General features: G+C 66.3%; 13 protein-coding genes, 1 pseudogene and 2 riboswitches. Of the genes and pseudogenes, 6 read left to right on the forward strand and 8 right to left on the reverse strand.

What is annotated here, in order from left to right; all coding sequences use genetic code 11:
- From JHC99_RS06405 to gcvT, 4 genes and pseudogenes are all read right to left on the reverse strand, one after another.
- A pseudogene (locus tag JHC99_RS06405) lies at positions 1 to 728 on the reverse strand (aminomethyl-transferring glycine dehydrogenase subunit GcvPB); the annotation flags it as partial.
- 11 nt (positions 729 to 739) lie between these two features.
- Entirely contained in the window at positions 740 to 2,086 is a 1,347-nt protein-coding gene (gcvPA, locus tag JHC99_RS06410; RefSeq protein WP_292152636.1) for an aminomethyl-transferring glycine dehydrogenase subunit GcvPA, read from the reverse strand.
- Positions 2,087 to 2,226: 140 nt separating this feature from the next.
- On the reverse strand, positions 2,227 to 2,592 hold the full coding sequence (gene gcvH, locus JHC99_RS06415) for a glycine cleavage system protein GcvH (protein ID WP_292152638.1): 366 nt from the start codon (positions 2,590 to 2,592) through the stop codon (positions 2,227 to 2,229).
- 9 nt (positions 2,593 to 2,601) lie between these two features.
- Positions 2,602 to 3,717, reverse strand: coding sequence for a glycine cleavage system aminomethyltransferase GcvT (gene gcvT / locus JHC99_RS06420; protein ID WP_292152667.1), 1,116 nt, complete (start codon positions 3,715 to 3,717; stop codon positions 2,602 to 2,604).
- Between the two features lie 66 nt (positions 3,718 to 3,783).
- A riboswitch (glycine riboswitch) is annotated at positions 3,784 to 3,884 on the reverse strand.
- Between the two features lie 4 nt (positions 3,885 to 3,888).
- A riboswitch (glycine riboswitch) is annotated at positions 3,889 to 3,986 on the reverse strand.
- A gap of 108 nt (positions 3,987 to 4,094) precedes the next feature.
- On the opposite strand from gcvT, the gene JHC99_RS06425 reads away from it, so the two are divergent.
- Positions 4,095 to 5,129 (forward strand): alpha/beta hydrolase, encoded by a 1,035-nt coding sequence (locus JHC99_RS06425; RefSeq protein ID WP_292152640.1) that lies wholly within the window; start codon positions 4,095 to 4,097, stop codon positions 5,127 to 5,129.
- Between the two features lie 3 nt (positions 5,130 to 5,132).
- Here JHC99_RS06425 and JHC99_RS06430 read toward each other — a convergent pair whose 3' ends face one another.
- From JHC99_RS06430 to JHC99_RS06440, 3 genes are read right to left on the reverse strand one after another with little or no spacing between them, the layout of a single operon-like run.
- Positions 5,133 to 6,140, reverse strand: coding sequence for an adenosine deaminase (locus JHC99_RS06430; protein WP_292152642.1), 1,008 nt, complete (start codon positions 6,138 to 6,140; stop codon positions 5,133 to 5,135).
- A gap of 45 nt (positions 6,141 to 6,185) precedes the next feature.
- On the reverse strand, positions 6,186 to 7,988 hold the full coding sequence (gene argS, locus JHC99_RS06435) for an arginine--tRNA ligase (protein ID WP_292152645.1): 1,803 nt from the start codon (positions 7,986 to 7,988) through the stop codon (positions 6,186 to 6,188).
- On the reverse strand, positions 7,988 to 8,680 hold the full coding sequence (locus JHC99_RS06440; protein WP_292152668.1) for a Tat pathway signal sequence domain protein: 693 nt from the start codon (positions 8,678 to 8,680) through the stop codon (positions 7,988 to 7,990). The genes argS and JHC99_RS06440 overlap by 1 nt, the downstream gene beginning before the upstream one ends.
- 144 nt (positions 8,681 to 8,824) lie before the next feature.
- Between JHC99_RS06440 and ispH the strand changes: the two genes are divergently transcribed.
- Together ispH and JHC99_RS06450 are read left to right on the forward strand one after the other, a co-directional pair.
- The gene (gene ispH / locus JHC99_RS06445) at positions 8,825 to 9,781 is read left to right on the forward strand and encodes a 4-hydroxy-3-methylbut-2-enyl diphosphate reductase (RefSeq protein ID WP_292152647.1); all 957 of its coding nucleotides are present in this window, start codon (positions 8,825 to 8,827) and stop codon (positions 9,779 to 9,781) included.
- A gap of 110 nt (positions 9,782 to 9,891) precedes the next feature.
- Positions 9,892 to 13,683: a LamG-like jellyroll fold domain-containing protein gene (locus tag JHC99_RS06450; RefSeq protein ID WP_292152649.1), complete on the forward strand. Its 3,792-nt coding sequence runs from the start codon at positions 9,892 to 9,894 to the stop codon at positions 13,681 to 13,683.
- 21 nt (positions 13,684 to 13,704) lie between these two features.
- Here the strand turns inward: JHC99_RS06450 and JHC99_RS06455 are convergent, their stop codons facing one another.
- Positions 13,705 to 14,532 carry an NAD(P)H-hydrate dehydratase gene (locus JHC99_RS06455; RefSeq protein WP_292152651.1) on the reverse strand — a complete coding sequence of 276 codons (828 nt, stop codon included), beginning with the start codon at positions 14,530 to 14,532 and terminating at the stop codon, positions 13,705 to 13,707.
- 120 nt (positions 14,533 to 14,652) lie between these two features.
- Between JHC99_RS06455 and JHC99_RS06460 the strand changes: the two genes are divergently transcribed.
- From JHC99_RS06460 to JHC99_RS06470, 3 genes are all read left to right on the forward strand, one after another.
- Complete coding sequence (locus tag JHC99_RS06460) at positions 14,653 to 14,991, forward strand: P-II family nitrogen regulator (protein ID WP_271144491.1); 339 nt, start codon at positions 14,653 to 14,655, stop codon at positions 14,989 to 14,991.
- A gap of 76 nt (positions 14,992 to 15,067) precedes the next feature.
- Complete coding sequence (glnA, locus tag JHC99_RS06465; protein ID WP_292152652.1) at positions 15,068 to 16,477, forward strand: type I glutamate--ammonia ligase; 1,410 nt, start codon at positions 15,068 to 15,070, stop codon at positions 16,475 to 16,477.
- A gap of 364 nt (positions 16,478 to 16,841) precedes the next feature.
- Positions 16,842 to 18,101, forward strand: coding sequence for a cyclopropane-fatty-acyl-phospholipid synthase family protein (locus JHC99_RS06470; RefSeq protein ID WP_292152653.1), 1,260 nt, complete (start codon positions 16,842 to 16,844; stop codon positions 18,099 to 18,101).
- Positions 18,102 to 18,116: the final 15 nt, after the last annotated feature.

The following is an 18,116-nucleotide window of genomic DNA, read 5'->3' on the forward strand; positions in this document are numbered from 1 at the left end:
CCGCAGGTGTTGGGGTTGGTCACCATGATGGCGGCCACGTCGTCACCCAGCTTGGAGGCCAGATCGGCGACGTCGACGCGGCCGTCATTCGTCTGGGCGACCTCCACGACCGTATAGCCGACGAAGGCGGCGGTGGCCGGGTTGGTGCCGTGGGCGGAGGTCGGCACCAGCACCTTGCGGCGCTTGACGTGCTCGTCGGAGGCCTCGTGGGCCGCGCGGATGGCCATCAGGCCGCACAGTTCGCCGTGGGCCCCGGCCTTGGGCGACAGGGCGACGGCGGGCATGCCGGTCAGGGTCTTCAGCCAATGCGACAGGGTGTCCATCAACTCCAGCGCGCCCTGCACCGTCGAGATCGGCTGCAGCGGGTGGATGTCGGAAAAGCCCGGCAGGCGCGCCATCTTCTCGTTCAGCCGCGGATTGTGCTTCATCGTGCACGACCCCAGCGGATAGATGGCCAGGTCGATGGCGTGGTTCTTCTGCGACAGGCGGACGTAGTGGCGCATCGTCTCCGGCTCGGACAGGCCCGGCAGGCCGATCGGATCCCGCCGAACGAGGTCGCCCAGGTCGGAGCCGTCCGTCGTCGGTTCCGGCAGATCGACGCCGGTCTTGCCCCAGCCATCGCTCTCGAAGATCAGATGCTCATCCTGCAACAGACCGCGCGCGCCGGTCAGGGTGGCGGGTTTCGAGGTCACGGCGTTCGGGGCGGTCGGACGGCCGACAGTGTTCATGGTGCTCATGGTCAGGCTCCCAGGACCTTGGTCAGCGATTTGGCTAGGATCTGGATATCGATATCCATCGTCGTCTCGGTGGCGGCGACCAGCAGGACGTCGTCCATGCCCGCGTCGGGGGCGAGGCGGCTGTAGGGCACGCCGGCCAGCACATGATGGTCGGCCAGGGTGGAGACCACCTCGGCCGCGTTCTTCGGCAGACGCACCGCGAACTCGTTGAAGAAGCGCGGGGTCAGGATCTCGACGCCGGGAATGGCGGCGAGGGCATCGCGGGTGGCCAACGCCTTTTCGTGGTTCAGGAGGGCCAGTTTCCTCAGGCCCGTCTCGCCCAGCAGGCTCATGTGGATGGTGAAGGCCAGGGTGCACAGGCCGGAGTTCGTACAGATGTTCGACGTCGCCTTGTCGCGGCGGATATGCTGTTCGCGGGTCGAAAGGGTCAGGACGAAGCCGCGTTCCCCATCGGCGTCCACCGTCTCGCCCGTCAGGCGGCCCGGCATCTGGCGCACCAGTTTGTCGCGCGTGGCGAACAGGCCGACGTAGGGTCCGCCATAGTTCAGCGCATTGCCGATCGACTGGCCCTCGGCGGCGACGATGTCGGCCCCCATCTCGCCGGGCGACTTCAGCAGGCCCATCGATACGGCCTCGGTGACCACGACGATCAACAGGGCCCCGGCGGCATGGGCGGCCTCGGCGATCTTCGTCACGTCGGTCGCCGTACCGAAGACATTGGGGGTCTGGACGACGACGCAGGCCGTGTCCTTGTCGATGGCGTCGATGACGGCGGCCTCGGCGTCGATCGCGGGGGCAAGCGCCTCGGTCTCGACCCCGACGGCGTGGACGACGGTTTCGGTCGCCCGGACATAGTGGGGATGGACCCCGCCCGAGATGATGGCCTTGTTCCGCCGCGTGACGCGCGTGGCCATCAGCACGCCCTCGGCCATGGCGGTCGAGCCGTCATAGAGGCTGGCATTGGCGACCGGCATCCCGGTCAGGTTCGCGACCTGGGTCTGGAACTCGTATAGATACTGCAGGGTGCCTTGCGCGATTTCCGGCTGGTACGGGGTGTAGCTGGTCAGAAACTCCGAGCGCTGGATCACATGATCCACGGTCGCCGGGACATGATGCTTGTAGGCCCCGGCCCCGCAGAAGAACGGAACCGATCCGGCCGAGACGTTACGGTTTGCCATCTTGGACATGGCCCGCTCAACCTCCAGCTCGCCCGCCACGCGCGGCAGGTCGACGAAGCCGTCGCGCTGGGCCGGGCCGGGCACGTCAACGAACAGGTCGTCGATCGAGCTCACGCCGATGGCGGACAGCATCGCCGTGCGGTCGTCGGGGGTCAGGGGGAGGTAGCGCATATTCTTTTCCGCTCATCCCGGCGAAAGCCGGGACCCAGTGCTTTGGGCGATGTCTTTCGCCGGGGAGGACGAACCGCTGATCCCAGACCTGTCGCGTGAAAGGACTGGGTCCCGGCTTTCGCCGGGATGAGCGGGTGAAACTAAAGCGTGGTCAGGAACTCGTCATAGGCGGCCTGATCCATCAGAGCGTCGAGGGCGGAAGCATCCGACACCTTGATCTTGGCGAACCAGCCGGCGCCGATCGGATCGGCATTGACGGTTTCAGGGGCCGTGCCCAGGGCGTCATTGGCCTCGACCACCTCGCCGGAGACGGGGGCGTAAACGTCGGACGCCGCCTTCACGCTCTCGACCACGGCGAAGCTGTCGCCCCTGGTCACGGTCTTGCCGACCTCGGGCACCTCGACGAAGACCACGTCGCCGAGCGCATCGGCGGCGTGTTTGGAGATGCCGACGGTGGCGATGTCACCGTCCAGGCTGACCCACTCGTGATCCTTGGTGAACTTCATGGCTGATCTCTAGGCTTTGGGTTTGCGGTGATAGCGGGTGGCGACGAAGGGCATGGCGACGACCTCGGCGGCGGCGGCCCTGCCGCGCACGATGACCTTCAGGTCCGTGCCCAGGTCGGCGTATTTCGGCGGGACATAGCCCATGGCAATGTTGCGACCCAGGGTCGGCGACGGGCCGCCCGATGTGACCTTGCCGATGACGGTTCCGTCCGCATCGGCGATCTCGGCGCCTTCGCGGGCGGGTGCCCCTTCCTTGACGATTAGGGCGATACGGACGCGGCTCGGACCGTCGGCCAGTTCCTTCAGGATGCGATCGGCGCCGTTGAAGTTGGCGGCTTCCTTGCGCGACTTCGACAGGGCGAAGGTCAGAGCCCCCTCGACCGGAGACGTCGTCGGGTCGATGTCGTGGCCGTGCAGCGGCAGGCCGGCCTCCAGCCGCAGGCTGTCGCGGGCACCCAGGCCGATCGGCTTGACGCGGGCGTCTTGCAGAATGGTGTTCCAGATGCGTTCGGCGTCAGCGTTCGGCACCGAGATCTCATAGCCATCCTCGCCCGTATAGCCCGAGCGCGAGACGTAGCAGTCGACGCCGAACAGCATCAGCCGCGCCGAGTCCATGAAGGCCATCTCGGCCAGGACCGGCTCATGGGCGACCATGACCTCGGCCGCTTCCGGGCCCTGGATGGCGATCAGGCTGCGATCGGACAGCACGGTCAGGGTGGCGTCACCGGTCAGGTGTTCAGACCAGAAGGCGAAATCCTCGTCCTTGTTGCCGGCGTTGACGACGACGAACAGGCCGTCGTGGTCGGGCTTGCCCGCCATCAGGTCGTCCAGGATGCCGCCCTGGGCATCCAGCAGCAGGCTGTATTTCTGGCGGCCCTCTTTCAGCACCGCATAGTCGCCGGGCACGAACCGCTCGAACTGGGCGATGGCGTCGGCACCAGTGATCTTGCACTGGCCCATGTGGGACACGTCGAACAGCCCGGCATGCTCGCGCGTCCAGCGGTGCTCGGCCAGCACGCCCTCATACTGCACCGGCATGTCATAGCCGCCGAAGCCTACCATCCGGGCTCCCAGCGCGCGGTGGGCCGCGTTCAGGGGCGTGGTCTTCAGCATCGCTTCGGTCAGAGTATCGGCCATTCAGACTCTCGCGGTCGCGTGTTGATGCGGAAAGCTCCGCCGTCCTCGCGCCCCCGCTGTCTGTGAAGCCTGAGAGATTCCGGCGCCAAAAGCCTTTTTGCAAAGGTCTGGGCGTCTTGCTCCGTCGGCGCGATCCGGGGATCGACTTTCCAGCGTCCGAATGTCCTCGCGGTCCGTTTGCCTGAGCGTTTCCGGGGCGGTTGCGCCTTCGGCTCCGACGGCTGTCTTAAGCCGCCGATCTCTCCCGCGAGAGCGAGCCGACCTAGGCAGCGACTCCGGCGGCAAGTCAAGCTTGGGCGGAGGAACAAATGACGCAGGCGCGGGATTACGCCAACACCCCTCCCCTCAGGAACTATGAGAAGCCCATGTCTATCCTCGATAAAATCCTCGGTCACGACGACACGCCGCGCGACACGCCGGCAAAGCCCGACATGGCCATGGGCAAGGTCCTCGACACCCTGGCCGGGCTGGGCGGCAAGCCGATCGAGACCCTGACGGCACAGGAGGCGCGGCTGCAGCCGACGCCCACCGATGCGGTGAAGAAGATCCTGCATGACACCGTCAAGGACGAGAACCCGACGATGGGCGTCCACACCCGCGACATCATGATCGACGGGGCGGCGGGCCCCCTGAAGGCGCGGGTGTACAGCCCCGATCACGACAGCGACGAACTGAAGCCCCTGGTCGTCTACTTCCATGGCGGCGGGTTCGTGATCGCCGACCTCGACGTCTATGATGGTGGACCGCGCGGGGTGTCGCGCTTTGCCGACGTGGTGGTTCTGTCGGTCCACTATCGCCAGGCACCCGAGAACAAGTTCCCGGCGGCGCATGAGGACGCGGTCGCGGCGTGGAAATGGGCCGTGGCCAATGCCCAATCGATCGGCGGCGATCCCCGTCGGATCGCGGTGATGGGCGAAAGCGCGGGCGGTAACCTCGCCATCAATGTGTCGATCGCGGCGCGGGATCAGGGGCTGCAGGCACCGATGCACCAGGTTCTCGTCTATCCGCTGGTGGGCACAGACCTGGACAACGAAAGCTACCGCGAGAACGCGACGGCCAAGCCGCTGAACAAGCCGATGATCGAATGGTTCGTGAAGCAGACCTTCGCCAATGAGTCCGACCTGATCGACCCCCGCGTCAATGTCGTAGGCAACGCGGACCTGCGAGGATTGCCGTCGTCCACGGTCATCATGGCCGAGATCGACCCACTTCGTACCGAGGGCGAGAAACTGGCCGAACTGCTGGAGGCCGCCGGTGTCGATACCCGGTCCAAGACCTTCCACGGCTCGACCCACGAGTTCTTCGGCATGGGGCTGGTGGTGCCCGACGCGGCCGTGGCCCAGCAGTTCGCGGCGCACGAGCTGAAGCGGGCTTTCGGCACGGCCATCCTGCCGATCTGACGATCAGAGGGCGGCGTAGGCCTCGACCTCGTCGACATACGCCGCCTTCTCCGCCGAGGTCAGGAAAGAGCCCTCGAAACTGTTGCGCGCGAGCAGCGTCAGTTGCTCGCGCGTCAGGCCGACGGCATGGGTTAGCTGGCGGTAGTTCTCATTCACATAGCCGCCGAAGTAGGCCGGGTCGTCCGAGTTGATCGTGACATGCAGACCCTGACGCAGCATCTCCGGGACCGGGTGATCCTTGAGGTCATCGACGACGCAGAGCTTGTGGTTCGACAGCGGGCAGACTGTCAGGGTCATCCCTGATTTCTTCAGCCGATCGACCAGGGCCGGGTCTTCCATCGAGCGATTGCCGTGGTCCATCCGGTCGATCTTCAACAGGTCCAGCGCCTCCCAGACATAGGCCGGCGGCCCCTCTTCCCCCGCATGGGCGACGCGTTTCAGCCCCATGGAGCCGGCGGCGGCGAAGACCTTCTGGAACTTGGACGGTGGGTGGCCGACCTCGGACGAGTCGAGACCCACACCGCGAATTCGGTCCAGCCAGGGCTCGGCCTTGCGCAGGGTGGCGAAGGCGGCGTCCTCATCGAGGTGACGCAGGAAGCACAGGATCAGCTGCGAACTGACGCCCAAATCGGTCTCTGCGGCTTTCATGCCGGACAGCAGTCCGTCGGCGACGACCTGGAACGGAATGCCCCGGTCGGTGTGGGTCTGGGGATCGAAGAAGATTTCGGCGTGGCGCACGGTGTCGGCCGCAGCGCGCTGGAAATAGGCATAGGCCAGATCGTGAAAATCCTGCTCGGTCAGCAGGACATTCGCCCCGGCGTAATAGATGTCCAGAAAGTCCTGCAGGTTCGAGAAGTCATAGGCGGCACGCACCGCCTCGACGCTATCGAACGGGATTGAGACCTTGTTGCGCCGCGCGAGTTCGAACATGAGTTCGGGTTCCAGCGAACCCTCGATATGCAGATGCAGCTCGGCCTTGGGCAGGCCGGCGATGAAGGCGTCGAGGGACATGGCAGCTCCGAGTTGACGGACAACATAGCCCAACGTCGGGCCGTCTTACATCCGCTCCGGCGTCTCGATCCCCAGGACGTCCAGCGCCAGCACCAGTTGGTCCAGCGCCGCCTTCGACAACGCCAGCCGCGAGCCGCGCGTGGCCTCATCGGGCGCGACCAACACCGGGCAGGCGGCATAGAATTTCGAGAAACTCTGCGCCAACCGGTAGGCGTGTTCGGCGATCAGGTGCGGCATCCGCTTGTCGTAGGCGTCGGACACGGCCTGGTCGAAGGCGTCCAGCGTCAGGGCCAGGTCGCGCTCGGCCGGTTCGACGATGTCGATCGGCGACCGTCCCGCGCCCTGTTCGGCCGCGCGGCGCAGCAGGGAGCGGATGCGGACGACCTGGTACAGCAGATAGGGCCCCGTCTTGCCCTCGAAGCTCATGAACCGGTCGAGGTCGAAGACGTAACTGGTCGTGCGGCTGTTCGACAGGTCGGCGAATTTCAGGGCGGCGATGGCGACCTTGTGGGCCGTGGCCTCGAACTCGGCGGACGACAGGTCGGCACCCAGGTTGGCTTCGGTCAGGCGGGCGCGGGCCTTGTCCTGGGCTTGCGTGATCAGGTCGTGGAGCTTCAGCACGCCGCCGGCGCGGGTCTTGAACGGCTTGCCGTCCGTGCCGTTCATGGTGCCGAAGCCGAGATGCTCCAGCGCACCCTTGTCGGCGTATCCGGCCAGCCAGGCGGCGCGGAAGACCTGTTCGAAATGTTCGGCCTGACGCTCGTCGACGACGTACAGAATCAGGTCGGGATCGATGGTCTCGCGGCGGTCCACGATGGTGGCCAGGTCGGTCGTGCCATACATGGCCGAGCCTTCGGAACTGATCACCAGCAGCGGCGGCGGGCTGGGGGCCTCAACGACCGAGCCGTCGGCCAGCTTTTTCTTGCGGGTCTCGCCGGGGCCGGCGACGTGGACGACGCGGGCACCGTCGTCCTCCACCAGCAGGCCCTGGGCCTCCAGATGGGCGATCATCTCGGCCATGCGCGGATCGGCATCGCTCTCGCCGTTCCACAGATCGAAGGTGACGCCGAGCGCGCCGAACTCGCGTTCGAGGGCGGTGCGGCTGACCGCGACGAAATGCTGCCACAGGGCGCGATAGCCGGGCCGGCCGGCCTGTAGCTCGGCCGTGGCCTTGCGAGCCCGGTCGCGGAAGGCGGGGTCTTCCTTGGCCTGGGCGGCGGCGGCCGGATAGAGGCGTTCCAGATCTTCAAGACTGATCGGACTGACGTCCGGGAACGGGCCGTCACCGTCAGCCAGAAACGCGTCGGCCTTGCCCTCGTCGCCGACAGCAACGATCAGCAGCCCCATCTGGAAGCCCCAGTCGCCGAAATGGGCGTCGCCCCAGACGGTGTCGCCGCGCAGGCGGAACAGACGCTTCAGGCTCTCGCCGATGATGGATGAGCGCAGGTGCCCGACGTGCATCGGCTTGGCCACATTAGGCCCGGCGTAGTCGATGACGACCTTGCGCGGCGCGACGACCGGCGAAGCACCGGCCAGCGCGGTGTCCCCGGCGACGGCGTCGGCACGCGTCGCCAATGTCGCGTCGGCGACCTTGAAATTGATGAAGCCGGGCCCCGCCACCTCGACGCCCGACAGGCGCGGATCGCCGGACAGGCGCGCGGCGACACGGGTGGCCAGCTCGCGCGGATTGGCCTTCAGCGCCTTGGCGGCGGCGAGCGCGCCGTTGGACTGGAAATCGGCAAGGTCGGGCCGGTCAGAGGTCGTGACCCGGGCCAGCGACGCGTCCACGCCTTCGGCGGCGAAGGCGGCGGCCACCGCTTCGCCCAGTTCGGTCTTGAGGTCGGCCATTACTGAGCGGGGGGCTGGGCGACCGGCGCGGTGCCGGCGTTGACGCGGAACCGGCTGCCGTCGCGGTTGAATGCGGCCATTTCGGGCGTGACGTCAAAGCCCACCAGAACCTCGAAATTGGAACCCGAGGTCTCGGCGTTGGCGCGCGGGATGACGATGGTCTTTTCCTGTGTCACCGAGGCGGTGCGGGCACCCTCGAAATCCACCGGCAGATCGAAGTATTCCTTGGCCAGGACCGCCTCGTTGCGGGCGGTGACGGCGATCCAGTAGCGATAGGTGCGCTGGCCGGCGGTAGCCTGGGCACCGCGGCCCAGGTTGAACAGCAGGTCCATCTGGACGGTGATCGGCTCATCGCCACGATAGCTGCATCCTGCGGTGACACCCTCGATCTCACCGGTATAGCCGACATTGGCGACGGCCGGACGGTTATCGGCCAGCTCGACGTAGCGCGCCGCGTCGTAAAGAATCTTCACATAGGGACAGGGGCCGGCGTTGGCGCGCTGGTTCAGCGGCGCGATCCGCGCAGGCCGGCGGCTGCCCTCTTCCTCCTGCTGGCCCTGACCCTGCTGACGGTCGCGCTGGCCCTGTTGTTGTCCCGGCATCGACTGGGCATGGGCCAGCATCGGAACCGAGCCGGCGAACAGGGCGACGGCAGCCACGGCGGCGGCCTGAACGGGGATAACGCGACGCATCAAGGGAAGTATCCGACAGCCGAAAGGAGGCGCTGGCCATGGGTCGGCGCCGACCCTGCCACGCTGGGTGCTGATAGCGGCTAAAGCGAGGCGCGGCAAACGCTCGCGGTGGCGATCAGCGGCCGGAACCGCTACCTAGAGGGCATGAACGCGATTTCCCCGATCCGCCGACCGATGAATGTTCGTCTGGCCACGCCGCGCGGCTTCTGCGCCGGGGTGGACCGCGCCATCCAGATCGTCGAGCGCGCGATCGAGAAGTTCGGCGCACCGGTCTATGTGCGCCACGAGATCGTCCACAACAAACATGTCGTGGAGCGGCTGAAGTCCATGGGCGCGGTCTTCGTCAAGGAGCTGGACGAATGCCCCGACGACCGACCGGTGGTGTTCTCGGCCCACGGTGTGCCCAAGTCGGTCCCGGCGGCGGCGGGGGCGCGCCAGATGCTGTACCTCGACGCCACCTGCCCCCTGGTCTCCAAGGTCCATGTCGAGGCCGAGCGTCACCACGCCGTCGGCCGTCACATCCTGCTCATCGGCCACGCCGGTCACCCCGAGGTGGTCGGCACCATGGGGCAGCTACCGCCCGGCGCGATAACCCTGGTCGAGACGGTCGAGGATGCGCAGACGGTCCAGCGACCCGGCGACGCCCCCCTCGCCTATGCGACCCAGACCACGCTCTCGATGGACGACACCGCCGAAATCCTGAGCGTGCTGAAGGCGCGGTTCCCCGAACTGCCCGACCCACACAAGGAAGACATCTGCTACGCCACCACCAACCGTCAGGAGGCCGTGAAGGGTCTGGCGGACGGGTCGGACCTGGTGCTGGTGGTGGGCTCGCCGAACTCTTCGAACTCGGTACGGCTGGTGGAAGTGGCTCTCAGGGCCGGGGCGGCTGATGCGCGGCTGGTCGACGACGCGTCCCAGGTTGACTGGTCCTGGTTCGACGGCGTCTCGACGGTCGGCATCACCGCCGGCGCCTCGGCCCCCGAACCGCTGATCCAGGCCCTGATCGCGGCGATCCGCGAGCGATTCGACGTGACGATGATCGACGATCCCGGCGAACGGGAAACGGTGACGTTCAAACTGCCTCGCGTTCTCGCCTGACCCGGATGCGACCGACGATCCTTTCAAACAGCTTGCTTTGAGACACCGGTGTCATAACCTGAACACAAGCGGTCGATCGAGCCGCACAGGGACGACGCCGAGGTACAGTCATGCTTGCTCTTCGCTCCACCGCCTGCGTGGCCGCGCTTCTGGCTGGGCTCGCCCTGCCGTCCCTGGCCCAGGCACAGAGCCCCTCCCCTTCCGGCGACGGACTGCTGTTCCGGATGTCGGCCGATACGGGGCCGACGGCGGACGTGGCGGCGGGTCAGGCCGAGCCCACCTTCGCCGACAAGATCACCCTGAAACCCACCGGTGGTGCCGACGGCGGCTATCTCGAGGGCAGCGACGACCAGCAGCTCGCCTGGTCCGCGCCCGGCAACATCTACGCCCAGAGAGGCACAATCGCCTTCGACTGGCGGGCCCGGTACGCGACCGGGCCGACGCCCTTCGTCCTGTTCCGGGTCGGGTACGCCAACCATTCCAGCTGGGACATGACGTTCCTGCGGATTGACTGGAACGGCGAAGGGTTCGACGCCTTCGTCACCGACAACAATCTGGCCCGCGTCCGGGTGTCGTGGAAGATGCCTCAGGTGCCCGCACCCGACGCCTGGATGCATCTGGCCTTCAGCTGGGACGAGGCGGAGGGCGTCGTCCTCTATGTCGACGGCGAGCGGGTCGCGGCGACGCGGACCCCGGCGGTGCTGGACGCCGCGCTGGATCAGTTCGGCACGGCGGGACGGATCGTGTCGCCGATCCAGGTCCACAGCCGCTACAGCTTCACGCGCGGCTCCGACTATGACGACCTGCGCATCTATGACCACGCGCTGGATCAGGGCGAGGTTCAGGCTCTGGTGAGCCCGGCCGCCAACCCGGTTCAGGCAGCGACACCGGCCGACTGGCGGCCCGCCTGGGATCGCCGCTTCGGCTTCGATCAGGGTCCGGCGCCCTATCTGGCCGATCCGGTGACGCGCATCCGACGGGTCGAGTTCACCGACCAACGCGACGTCGCCCAGCGGCTGATGTTCGGCAACGATGGGATCCGCGAGACGACCTGGCCCGGCGTCTACAACCGGTCGCGCCTGCCCGGACGCGACGACTATTTCATCCTGCCTGACTGGGACGTCTATTCCATGGGCGGCAAGTCGGCGACCTGGTTCCTGCCTGACGAGCCTTGGAACCAGGTGGAGATCCAGGGCGCGGCCTTCGGCACCCTGTCGGCCGTCGATGCCACCATCGCATCCAGCAAGATCGTGGACGCCGGCACCCCCCAGCCCCTGGCTAGCCGCGCGCGCGGAGCCGAGCGCACGACGACGCGCGTCGAGGGCCGCGACGGCGGGGCCATCCGCTTCGTCAACATCGAGCAGGAGACTCCGATCCAGGAGATCGGCGTCTACAACGTCGCGCCCGGGGGCGTGCCCGACAGCATCGGCGACTATCGCTATGTGGTGCGCACGGGGGTCGAGCCGTCCTATGTCGCCACCGACGACCTCTCGGCCTTCATCGCCGGCCGCTATCCGGCCGAGGAGCGCGACACCGTCGCCGCCTTGCCCGCCAGCGCCCCGACCGCGCCGCGCACGACGGCGCTCGGCGGCGCTCGCCCCATCGCCCATGTCGTCATCCCGATCGAGTTCCGTCGCGGACGCGCTGGTGGCCCCCTGATCCGCAACGTGCCGACGCTCAGCTATCAGGAGGCCGGCGGCCTGGACGGGCTGGTGCTGGAGATCCCGGCGCTGACCGCGACGCCGGGCCCGGACGGGCTGATCTCACTGAACATCCGGATCAAGGACCCGACCTGGGCCCTGCGCGACCTGCTGGACATCAATGTTTCGGTCAAGCCGGGCGAGGCGCGGACGGTGTTTCTGGACACGCGCGACCGGGTGCTGGACAACGACAACAGCCTCTACCTGACCGTGGCGTCGTCGGCCGCCGACTTCAGCGCCCAGAGCCTGGACGGGATGGCCGTGCGGCTGATCTTCAAGGACCGCGACGCCGCCCGGCCCGAGCATGTCGCCGACCGGCTGATGCAGATCAAGGACAGCTATGGCTTCCTGGTCGAGGAACGCCAGATCACGCGCGACCTGGCCCTGTTCGACCAATTCTATCTGGACCTGACCGACCTGCTGCGGGTCGATCCCGACAATGTCGAAGGCCGGGCCTACTGGAGCGAGTGGAACGCATCACAGCCCCTGCCCGCCTTCACCCAGGCCACGCCGCCGGCGGGCGTGCCGCTGTGGGCCTTCCGCCAGGTCGAGGACCTGAAACAGGTGCGGACCTTCATCAACTGGTGGATCGACAACCGCCAGGTCGAGGGCGAGTTCGGCGGAGGCATTTCCGACGACACCGACTTGACCAACCAGTGGGTCGGTCCGGCCCTGATGGGCGTCGACCCGGACAAGCTGAACGCCTCGCTGCTGGCCCTGATCGAGGCCAGCTATCGCAACGGGATGTGGGACAACGGCCTGGGCACGATCCAGACCGACGAGCTCCACGTCTACGAAGAAGGGGTCAACGCCATCAGTCAGGCGGCGATGCTGAACCGGGGCGATCCGAAGACGATCGAGCGGCTGATGGCGACCGCGCGGCGCTACAGCGACCTGACCCAGGTCAATGCGGCGGGGCACCGGCACATCATCTCGTCCAACTTTTCCGGTTCGCTGTTCGCGCGGGACACGCCATGGGACTGGTCCAAGTCCCAATCCAACCTGATCCTGCATCCCGGGTTCGCGCTGGTCGACTACAACGGGTCGCCGCGCCTGAGGGCCCTCATGCTGGAACTGGCCGACGGCTATCTGGCCCATGGAAAGCCCGGCGCGGACGGCGTGGTGACCTGGCCCGCCGACATCAACTGGACCACGGACGCCCAGCGCGGAACCGGGCTGGTTCCCACCAACATGCTGCTCTGGGCCTCGTATCGTTGGACCGGCGACGCCAAATATCTGACGCCGATGGGCGAGCCCGGCACGCCTGGCTGGTCCGGCATCACCGCCGATGTCGCGCGCGAGCTCAAACGTCCCGAGATCAGCCAGGGATGGGTTGCCGCCGCCGCCAGACCGGGCGCGTCGCCGGACGCCCTGACCTTCGCCGCTGCCGAGACCGGCGACCGCTCGCTGCTGGAGCGGCTGTACGCCGACGAGATCCGCTTCGCCTCGGTGCGGATGACGATGCAGACCGAGGATCACTGGTGGTCCGACCGGGTCGATGTGCCCTCGGATCAACTGCAGCGCGCGCGGCTGGGCGGGGTCGCTCACGTTCGCAACCGGATCGTGCCGGGCAACCGCATCAGCTGGCGCTTCGACGACGCCGAGGATGCGCTGAAGACGGCTATCCTCGTGCGCGAACCGGCGGCCGACGGCTTCCGCGTCGTGGTCTGGAACCTGGCCGACCGGCCGGTCGCGGCCACGATCTCGGGCGCTCAGGTCACGCCGGGCCAATGGACGGTGACGCAGGGTGCCGACGCGGACGGCGACGACCGGCCGGACGCGGGGGCTGCATCGACCGTGTCGTTCGGCCCCGGCGAGGGCCTGCCGGTCACCCTGCCGCCGGGAGCCAACGTCATCACCTTCGCCCTGATCGAGGCGGGTCCGGCCATGGCCACCCGGCCCGACGTCGGGATCGGCACGGACGACGTCGTGCGGCGCGGCGAGCGACTGTCGGTCACGGTTCACGGCCTGGGCGGCGTTGCCTCTCCGGCCGGTCGCGTTGTCCTTGAGGGACCGGATGGGGCCGTGCTGGCCAGCACCCGGTTCGGCACCCTGCCGGCACCCGATGACCTTCAGCCCAAGGTCCAGACGGTGATGCTGTCGGCACCACGATCGGTCCCCGTGGGATCGAAGGTGCGGCTGTTGCTGGACGGTGACCCCCTGGAGATCAGCGCCGCGAACAACGTCACCCCCCTGCCCTGACGCCCGGCGAGCGGGCCCCGGTCAACCCGGAAGAAGGCCCGCCAGCACCGCAGGCACCATCTCGGGCAGGTCCTCGGCAATCAGGCCGGGACCGAACCGGGCTGCGGCATCCGCATGCAGCCAGACCGCCGCCCGCGCCGCCTCGAAACTGTCCATCCGCTGGGCGATCAGGCCGCCGATCATCCCGGCCAGAACGTCGCCGCTGCCCGCCGTGGCCAGCCAGGGCACACCGTTGTCGTTGACCGCGATCCGGCCGTCCGGCGCCGCGATCACCGTCTGCGGTCCCTTGAGCACCACCACGGCCCCCGCCTGTCCGGCCGCGAGCCTCGCCGCCGCCTCCCGGCCCTGGGACAGCAATCCCGGGAATATCCGCTCGAACTCGCCCTCATGCGGCGTCAGCACGTCATCCCGGTCCAGACAGGCGAACAGCAGGGCCGGCCGGTCGCGGAAGATCGTCAGGGCATCGGCGTCCACCACCAGCGCCGCCCCCGTCCGGGCCAGGGCCTGGAGATTGTGCACCGTCCCCTCTGCCAGCCCCGCCGCCGGCCCGATGACGACGGCGTCCAGCGGCTCGGCCAGTTTCATGAGGGCTTCGGACGAGACGAACTCGTCGACCATGACGGCCTCGACCGCCGCCGCGACAATCAGGGCCGCGTCCGGTGGGCAGAGGATTCGCACCAGCCCGGCCCCGATCCGCAGACCTCCGCGCGCCGCCAGCCGCGCGGCGCCTGTGCGCAGGGCCGGTCCCGACACCACCCCCAACCTGCCCCGCTCATGCTTGTGGGTTAGCGGACTCGGCCAGGGAAACAGTGCGCGCCACGATCCGGGTGTGGAATATTCTTGCGTCATGACGTTTCCGGCGCCGCACAATGAGGAAAATTCGAAGGCAGCCCTTGCCTTATACCGCAATGCGATGTCCCTTTCGTCCCCGAGCGACCGGCTGTTCGAAACGCCGGTCACGGGGTGCCCATGAAGAAGATCGAAGCCGTCATCAAGCCGTTCAAGCTGGACGATGTGAAGGAGGCGCTCCAGGACATCGGAGTGCAGGGGATGACTGTGCTGGAGGCCAAGGGATATGGCCGCCAGAAGGGCCATTCCGAGCTCTATCGCGGGGCGGAGTACGTCATCGACTTCCTGCCCAAGATCAAGATCGAGGTCGTGGTCTCCGACGACCTCTACCCCGCCGTGGTCGAGGCCATCCAGACCGCCGCGCGCACCGGAAAGATCGGCGACGGAAAGATCTTCGTCACCGATGTGATCGACGTCATCCGCATTCGCACCGGCGAAACCGGGGCCCAGGCGGTCTGACGACTACAGTACCCGGCCGCGTCCGCGCGGTCGTTCGCGTTCCCTCTCTCCCCAGAAGAAACAGGACCACCCGAGAATGAGCACCGCCGACAAGATCCTGAAAGAGATCAAGGACAAGGACGTCAAATACGTCGACGTCCGCTTCACCGACACCAAGGGCAAGCTGCAACACGTCACCTTCGACATCGACCTGGTCGACGAGGATTTCCTCAATGAAGGCACGATGTTCGACGGCTCCTCGATCGCCGGCTGGAAGGCGATCAACGAGTCGGACATGCTGCTCAAGCCCGACCTGACGACGGCCTATATCGACCCGTTCTATCAGGCCACGACGATGTTCCTGTTCTGCGACGTCATGAACCCGGACACCGGCGAACCCTACAACCGCGACAGCCGCTCCATGGCCAAGAAGGCCCTGCAGTACATCCAGGCGGCCGGCGTGGGCGACGTGGTCTATTTCGGGCCTGAGGCCGAGTTCTTCATCTTCGACGACGTGCGCTGGACGACCCAGCCGGGCAACACCGGCTATTCCTACGACTCGATCGAACTGCCGGCCAACACGGGTTCGGAATACACCGAGGGCAATATGGGCCATCGCCCTGGGCCCAAGGGCGGCTATTTCCCCGTCAACCCCGTCGATAGCGGTCAGGACCTGCGCGCCGAGATGCTGGGCGTGATGCGCGACATGGGCATGCAGCCCGAGAAGCACCACCACGAGGTGGCCCCGGCCCAGCACGAGCTCGGCCTGAAGTTCTCGGACATGCTGACCATGGCCGACCGACTGCAGCTCTATAAGTACATCATCCACAACGTCGCCGCTGCTTACGGCAAGTCGGCGACGTTCATGGCCAAGCCGATGTTCGCCGACAACGGCTCGGGCATGCACGTCCACATGTCGATCTGGAAGGACGGCAAGCCCCAGTTCGCCGGCGACAAGTACGCGGGCCTGAGCCAGGAGTGTCTGTGGTACATCGGCGGCATCATCAAGCACGCCAAGGCCATCAACGCCTTCGCCAACTCGACCACCAACTCCTACAAGCGCCTGGTCCCCGGCTATGAAGCGCCGGTCAAGCTGGCCTATTCGGCCCGCAACCGCTCGGCCTCGATCCGTATCCCCTGGGTGTCGTCGCCCAAGGGCAAGCGTCTGGAAGCCCGCTTCCCCGATCCGATGGGCAACCCCTATCTGACCTTCACCGCCCTGCTGATGGCCGGTCTGGACGGGATCGAGAACCAGATCGATCCGGGCGCGCCCGCCGACAAGAACCTGTACGACCTGCCGCCCGAAGAACGCGGCTCGATCCCCGAGGTCTGCGGTTCGCTGAAGGAAGCCCTCGAGAACCTCGACAAGGACCGCGCCTTCCTCAAGAAGGGCGGCGTCATGGATGACGACTTCATCGACAGCTACATCGAGCTCAAGATGGAAGAGGTCATGCGCCTGGCCCTGCACCCCCACCCGGTCGAGTTCGACATGTACTACAGCTGCTGATCGATCGACCGATCGGCCACAAGAGGCGCCGGGTCGAAAGGCCCGGCGCTTTTTCATTGCATTGGTTCGCCGCTGGTCTCTAGATCGCGCCGTCCAACCTAGGGTTTCAATGTCCAAGATCGGCAAGATCGTTCGCAAGCGGTGGCGAAAGCTCACAGAGCCACTGCGAAACTTGAGGTATGAGGTCCTCAGGATCCTCGTCATTCACAGGCGGGTGGACGCTGTCATCCGTCGGATCGACGACATCGAAGGTCGGTTCGAAATGCACGAACGCGAGACCCGGAGTCTTCACAGGGCGATACAGCAGCCGTCGTCCGACCTATGGCTTCGCAAGCCACCGGTAATTGTCGGTGGACCTGCTGACATGGCCTTCAACAACTCGACGTTTTGCAGAGAGAACGACTTTCGTCAGCCTTACTTCTCCTATTGGAGCCTCCGCATCGGGACTATTCCCAGATTCCACCGCAAGCTCTGCGAGTTCGTTTTCGTCTGCCAGGGGCTTTGGGAGAGAGGTGTTCTCGCGCCCGGCCATCGGGGCCTGGGGTTCGGCGTCGGCGAGGAGGCTCTTCCGGCATTGTTTGCAGCCCACGGCTGCGATGTCGTCGCAACCGACCTGGCACCGGAAGGCGCGACCGCGATTGGCTGGATCGAAACGGCTCAGCACGCCCGCGAACGCGACGGTCTGCGTCGCCCGGACATCTGTCCGGATGAGATATTCGATCAGCGAGTGTCGTTCGAACCATGCGACATGAACGCCATCCCAGAGCATTTGCGTGATTTCGACTTCTGCTGGTCGTCATGCGCTTTCGAACATCTGGGCTCGATTGAACGGGGGTTGGAGTTCGTCGAAAACTCGCTTGCATGCCTGAAACCCGGCGGATGGGCCCTGCACACGACCGAGTACAACATCCTATCGGACAGGGAGACTGTCGATCAGGGCGGCACCGTTCTGTTCCGACGCCGCGACTTTGAAGCTCTGGCGCGCAGATTGACTGCGAAGGGTCACACGGTCGCGCCCTTGTGCTTCGAACCCGGGGACGGGCTGATCGACGGATACATTGATGTTGCCCCATTCAGCGACGATATCAGTCTCAATATCGCGATGTTCGGTTACGCGACGACGTCGTTTGGGTTCGCCGTTCAGAGAGGCCCTGCCGAACGGAACGTGACGCAGTTCGCGGAAACACTGCGGGACGACCGGACACAGGTTACGGCTTGGCTCCTCAGCCACAACCCGGACGAACGTCGACACGCCGCGCTGGTTATCGGTGCTTGGCTCCGCATGATCGACGTCGATGTTCAGAGTTTGCAGCAAGCGCTCATGGACGCGATCCTTGTCGAAAACGAACCAGAATTGCTTGAGCTTGAACTCAGAAGCTTGTTGGAGGCCCCCTCCCTTCTCGGCTCAATACACGGCTGGCAAGCCTTACTTCATCGCTTGCCGATGCTCGGCTTTGATGCCGCTTGCCATGCCCTCGATTTGCTAAAGCGGAACAACGATCCGAGCCATGCCGCACTGCTTTATGCAGTCGATTGCCCGCCCGGCTTCCCGAATGAGCGAAGGGCGCGAACGATTGCGAGCCTCCGTAGACAATACTTGAGGGGTACCCACATCATAGCCTGAGTTCCCCAACTCAGA

It is taken from the genome of Brevundimonas sp., from assembly GCF_016463485.1.
Taxonomy (GTDB): domain Bacteria; phylum Pseudomonadota; class Alphaproteobacteria; order Caulobacterales; family Caulobacteraceae; genus Brevundimonas.

Bases quoted from the DNA above. Each gene is read 5' to 3' on its own strand.
- gcvH (WP_292152638.1), bottom strand. From the start codon at position 2,592: ATGAAGTTCACCAAGGATCACGAGTGGGTCAGCCTGGACGGTGACATC.
- JHC99_RS06425 (WP_292152640.1), top strand. From the start codon at position 4,095: ATGTCTATCCTCGATAAAATCCTCGGTCACGACGACACGCCGCGCGAC.
- JHC99_RS06440 (WP_292152668.1), bottom strand. From the start codon at position 8,680: ATGCGTCGCGTTATCCCCGTTCAGGCCGCCGCCGTGGCTGCCGTCGCC.
- glnA (WP_292152652.1), top strand. From the start codon at position 15,068: ATGAGCACCGCCGACAAGATCCTGAAAGAGATCAAGGACAAGGACGTC.
- JHC99_RS06455 (WP_292152651.1), bottom strand. From the start codon at position 14,532: ATGACGCAAGAATATTCCACACCCGGATCGTGGCGCGCACTGTTTCCC.
- gcvPA (WP_292152636.1), bottom strand. From the start codon at position 2,086: ATGCGCTACCTCCCCCTGACCCCCGACGACCGCACGGCGATGCTGTCC.
- argS (WP_292152645.1), bottom strand. From the start codon at position 7,988: ATGGCCGACCTCAAGACCGAACTGGGCGAAGCGGTGGCCGCCGCCTTC.
- ispH (WP_292152647.1), top strand. From the start codon at position 8,825: ATGAACGCGATTTCCCCGATCCGCCGACCGATGAATGTTCGTCTGGCC.
- JHC99_RS06430 (WP_292152642.1), bottom strand. From the start codon at position 6,140: ATGTCCCTCGACGCCTTCATCGCCGGCCTGCCCAAGGCCGAGCTGCAT.
- JHC99_RS06450 (WP_292152649.1), top strand. From the start codon at position 9,892: ATGCTTGCTCTTCGCTCCACCGCCTGCGTGGCCGCGCTTCTGGCTGGG.
- JHC99_RS06460 (WP_271144491.1), top strand. From the start codon at position 14,653: ATGAAGAAGATCGAAGCCGTCATCAAGCCGTTCAAGCTGGACGATGTG.
- JHC99_RS06470 (WP_292152653.1), top strand. From the start codon at position 16,842: ATGGCCTTCAACAACTCGACGTTTTGCAGAGAGAACGACTTTCGTCAG.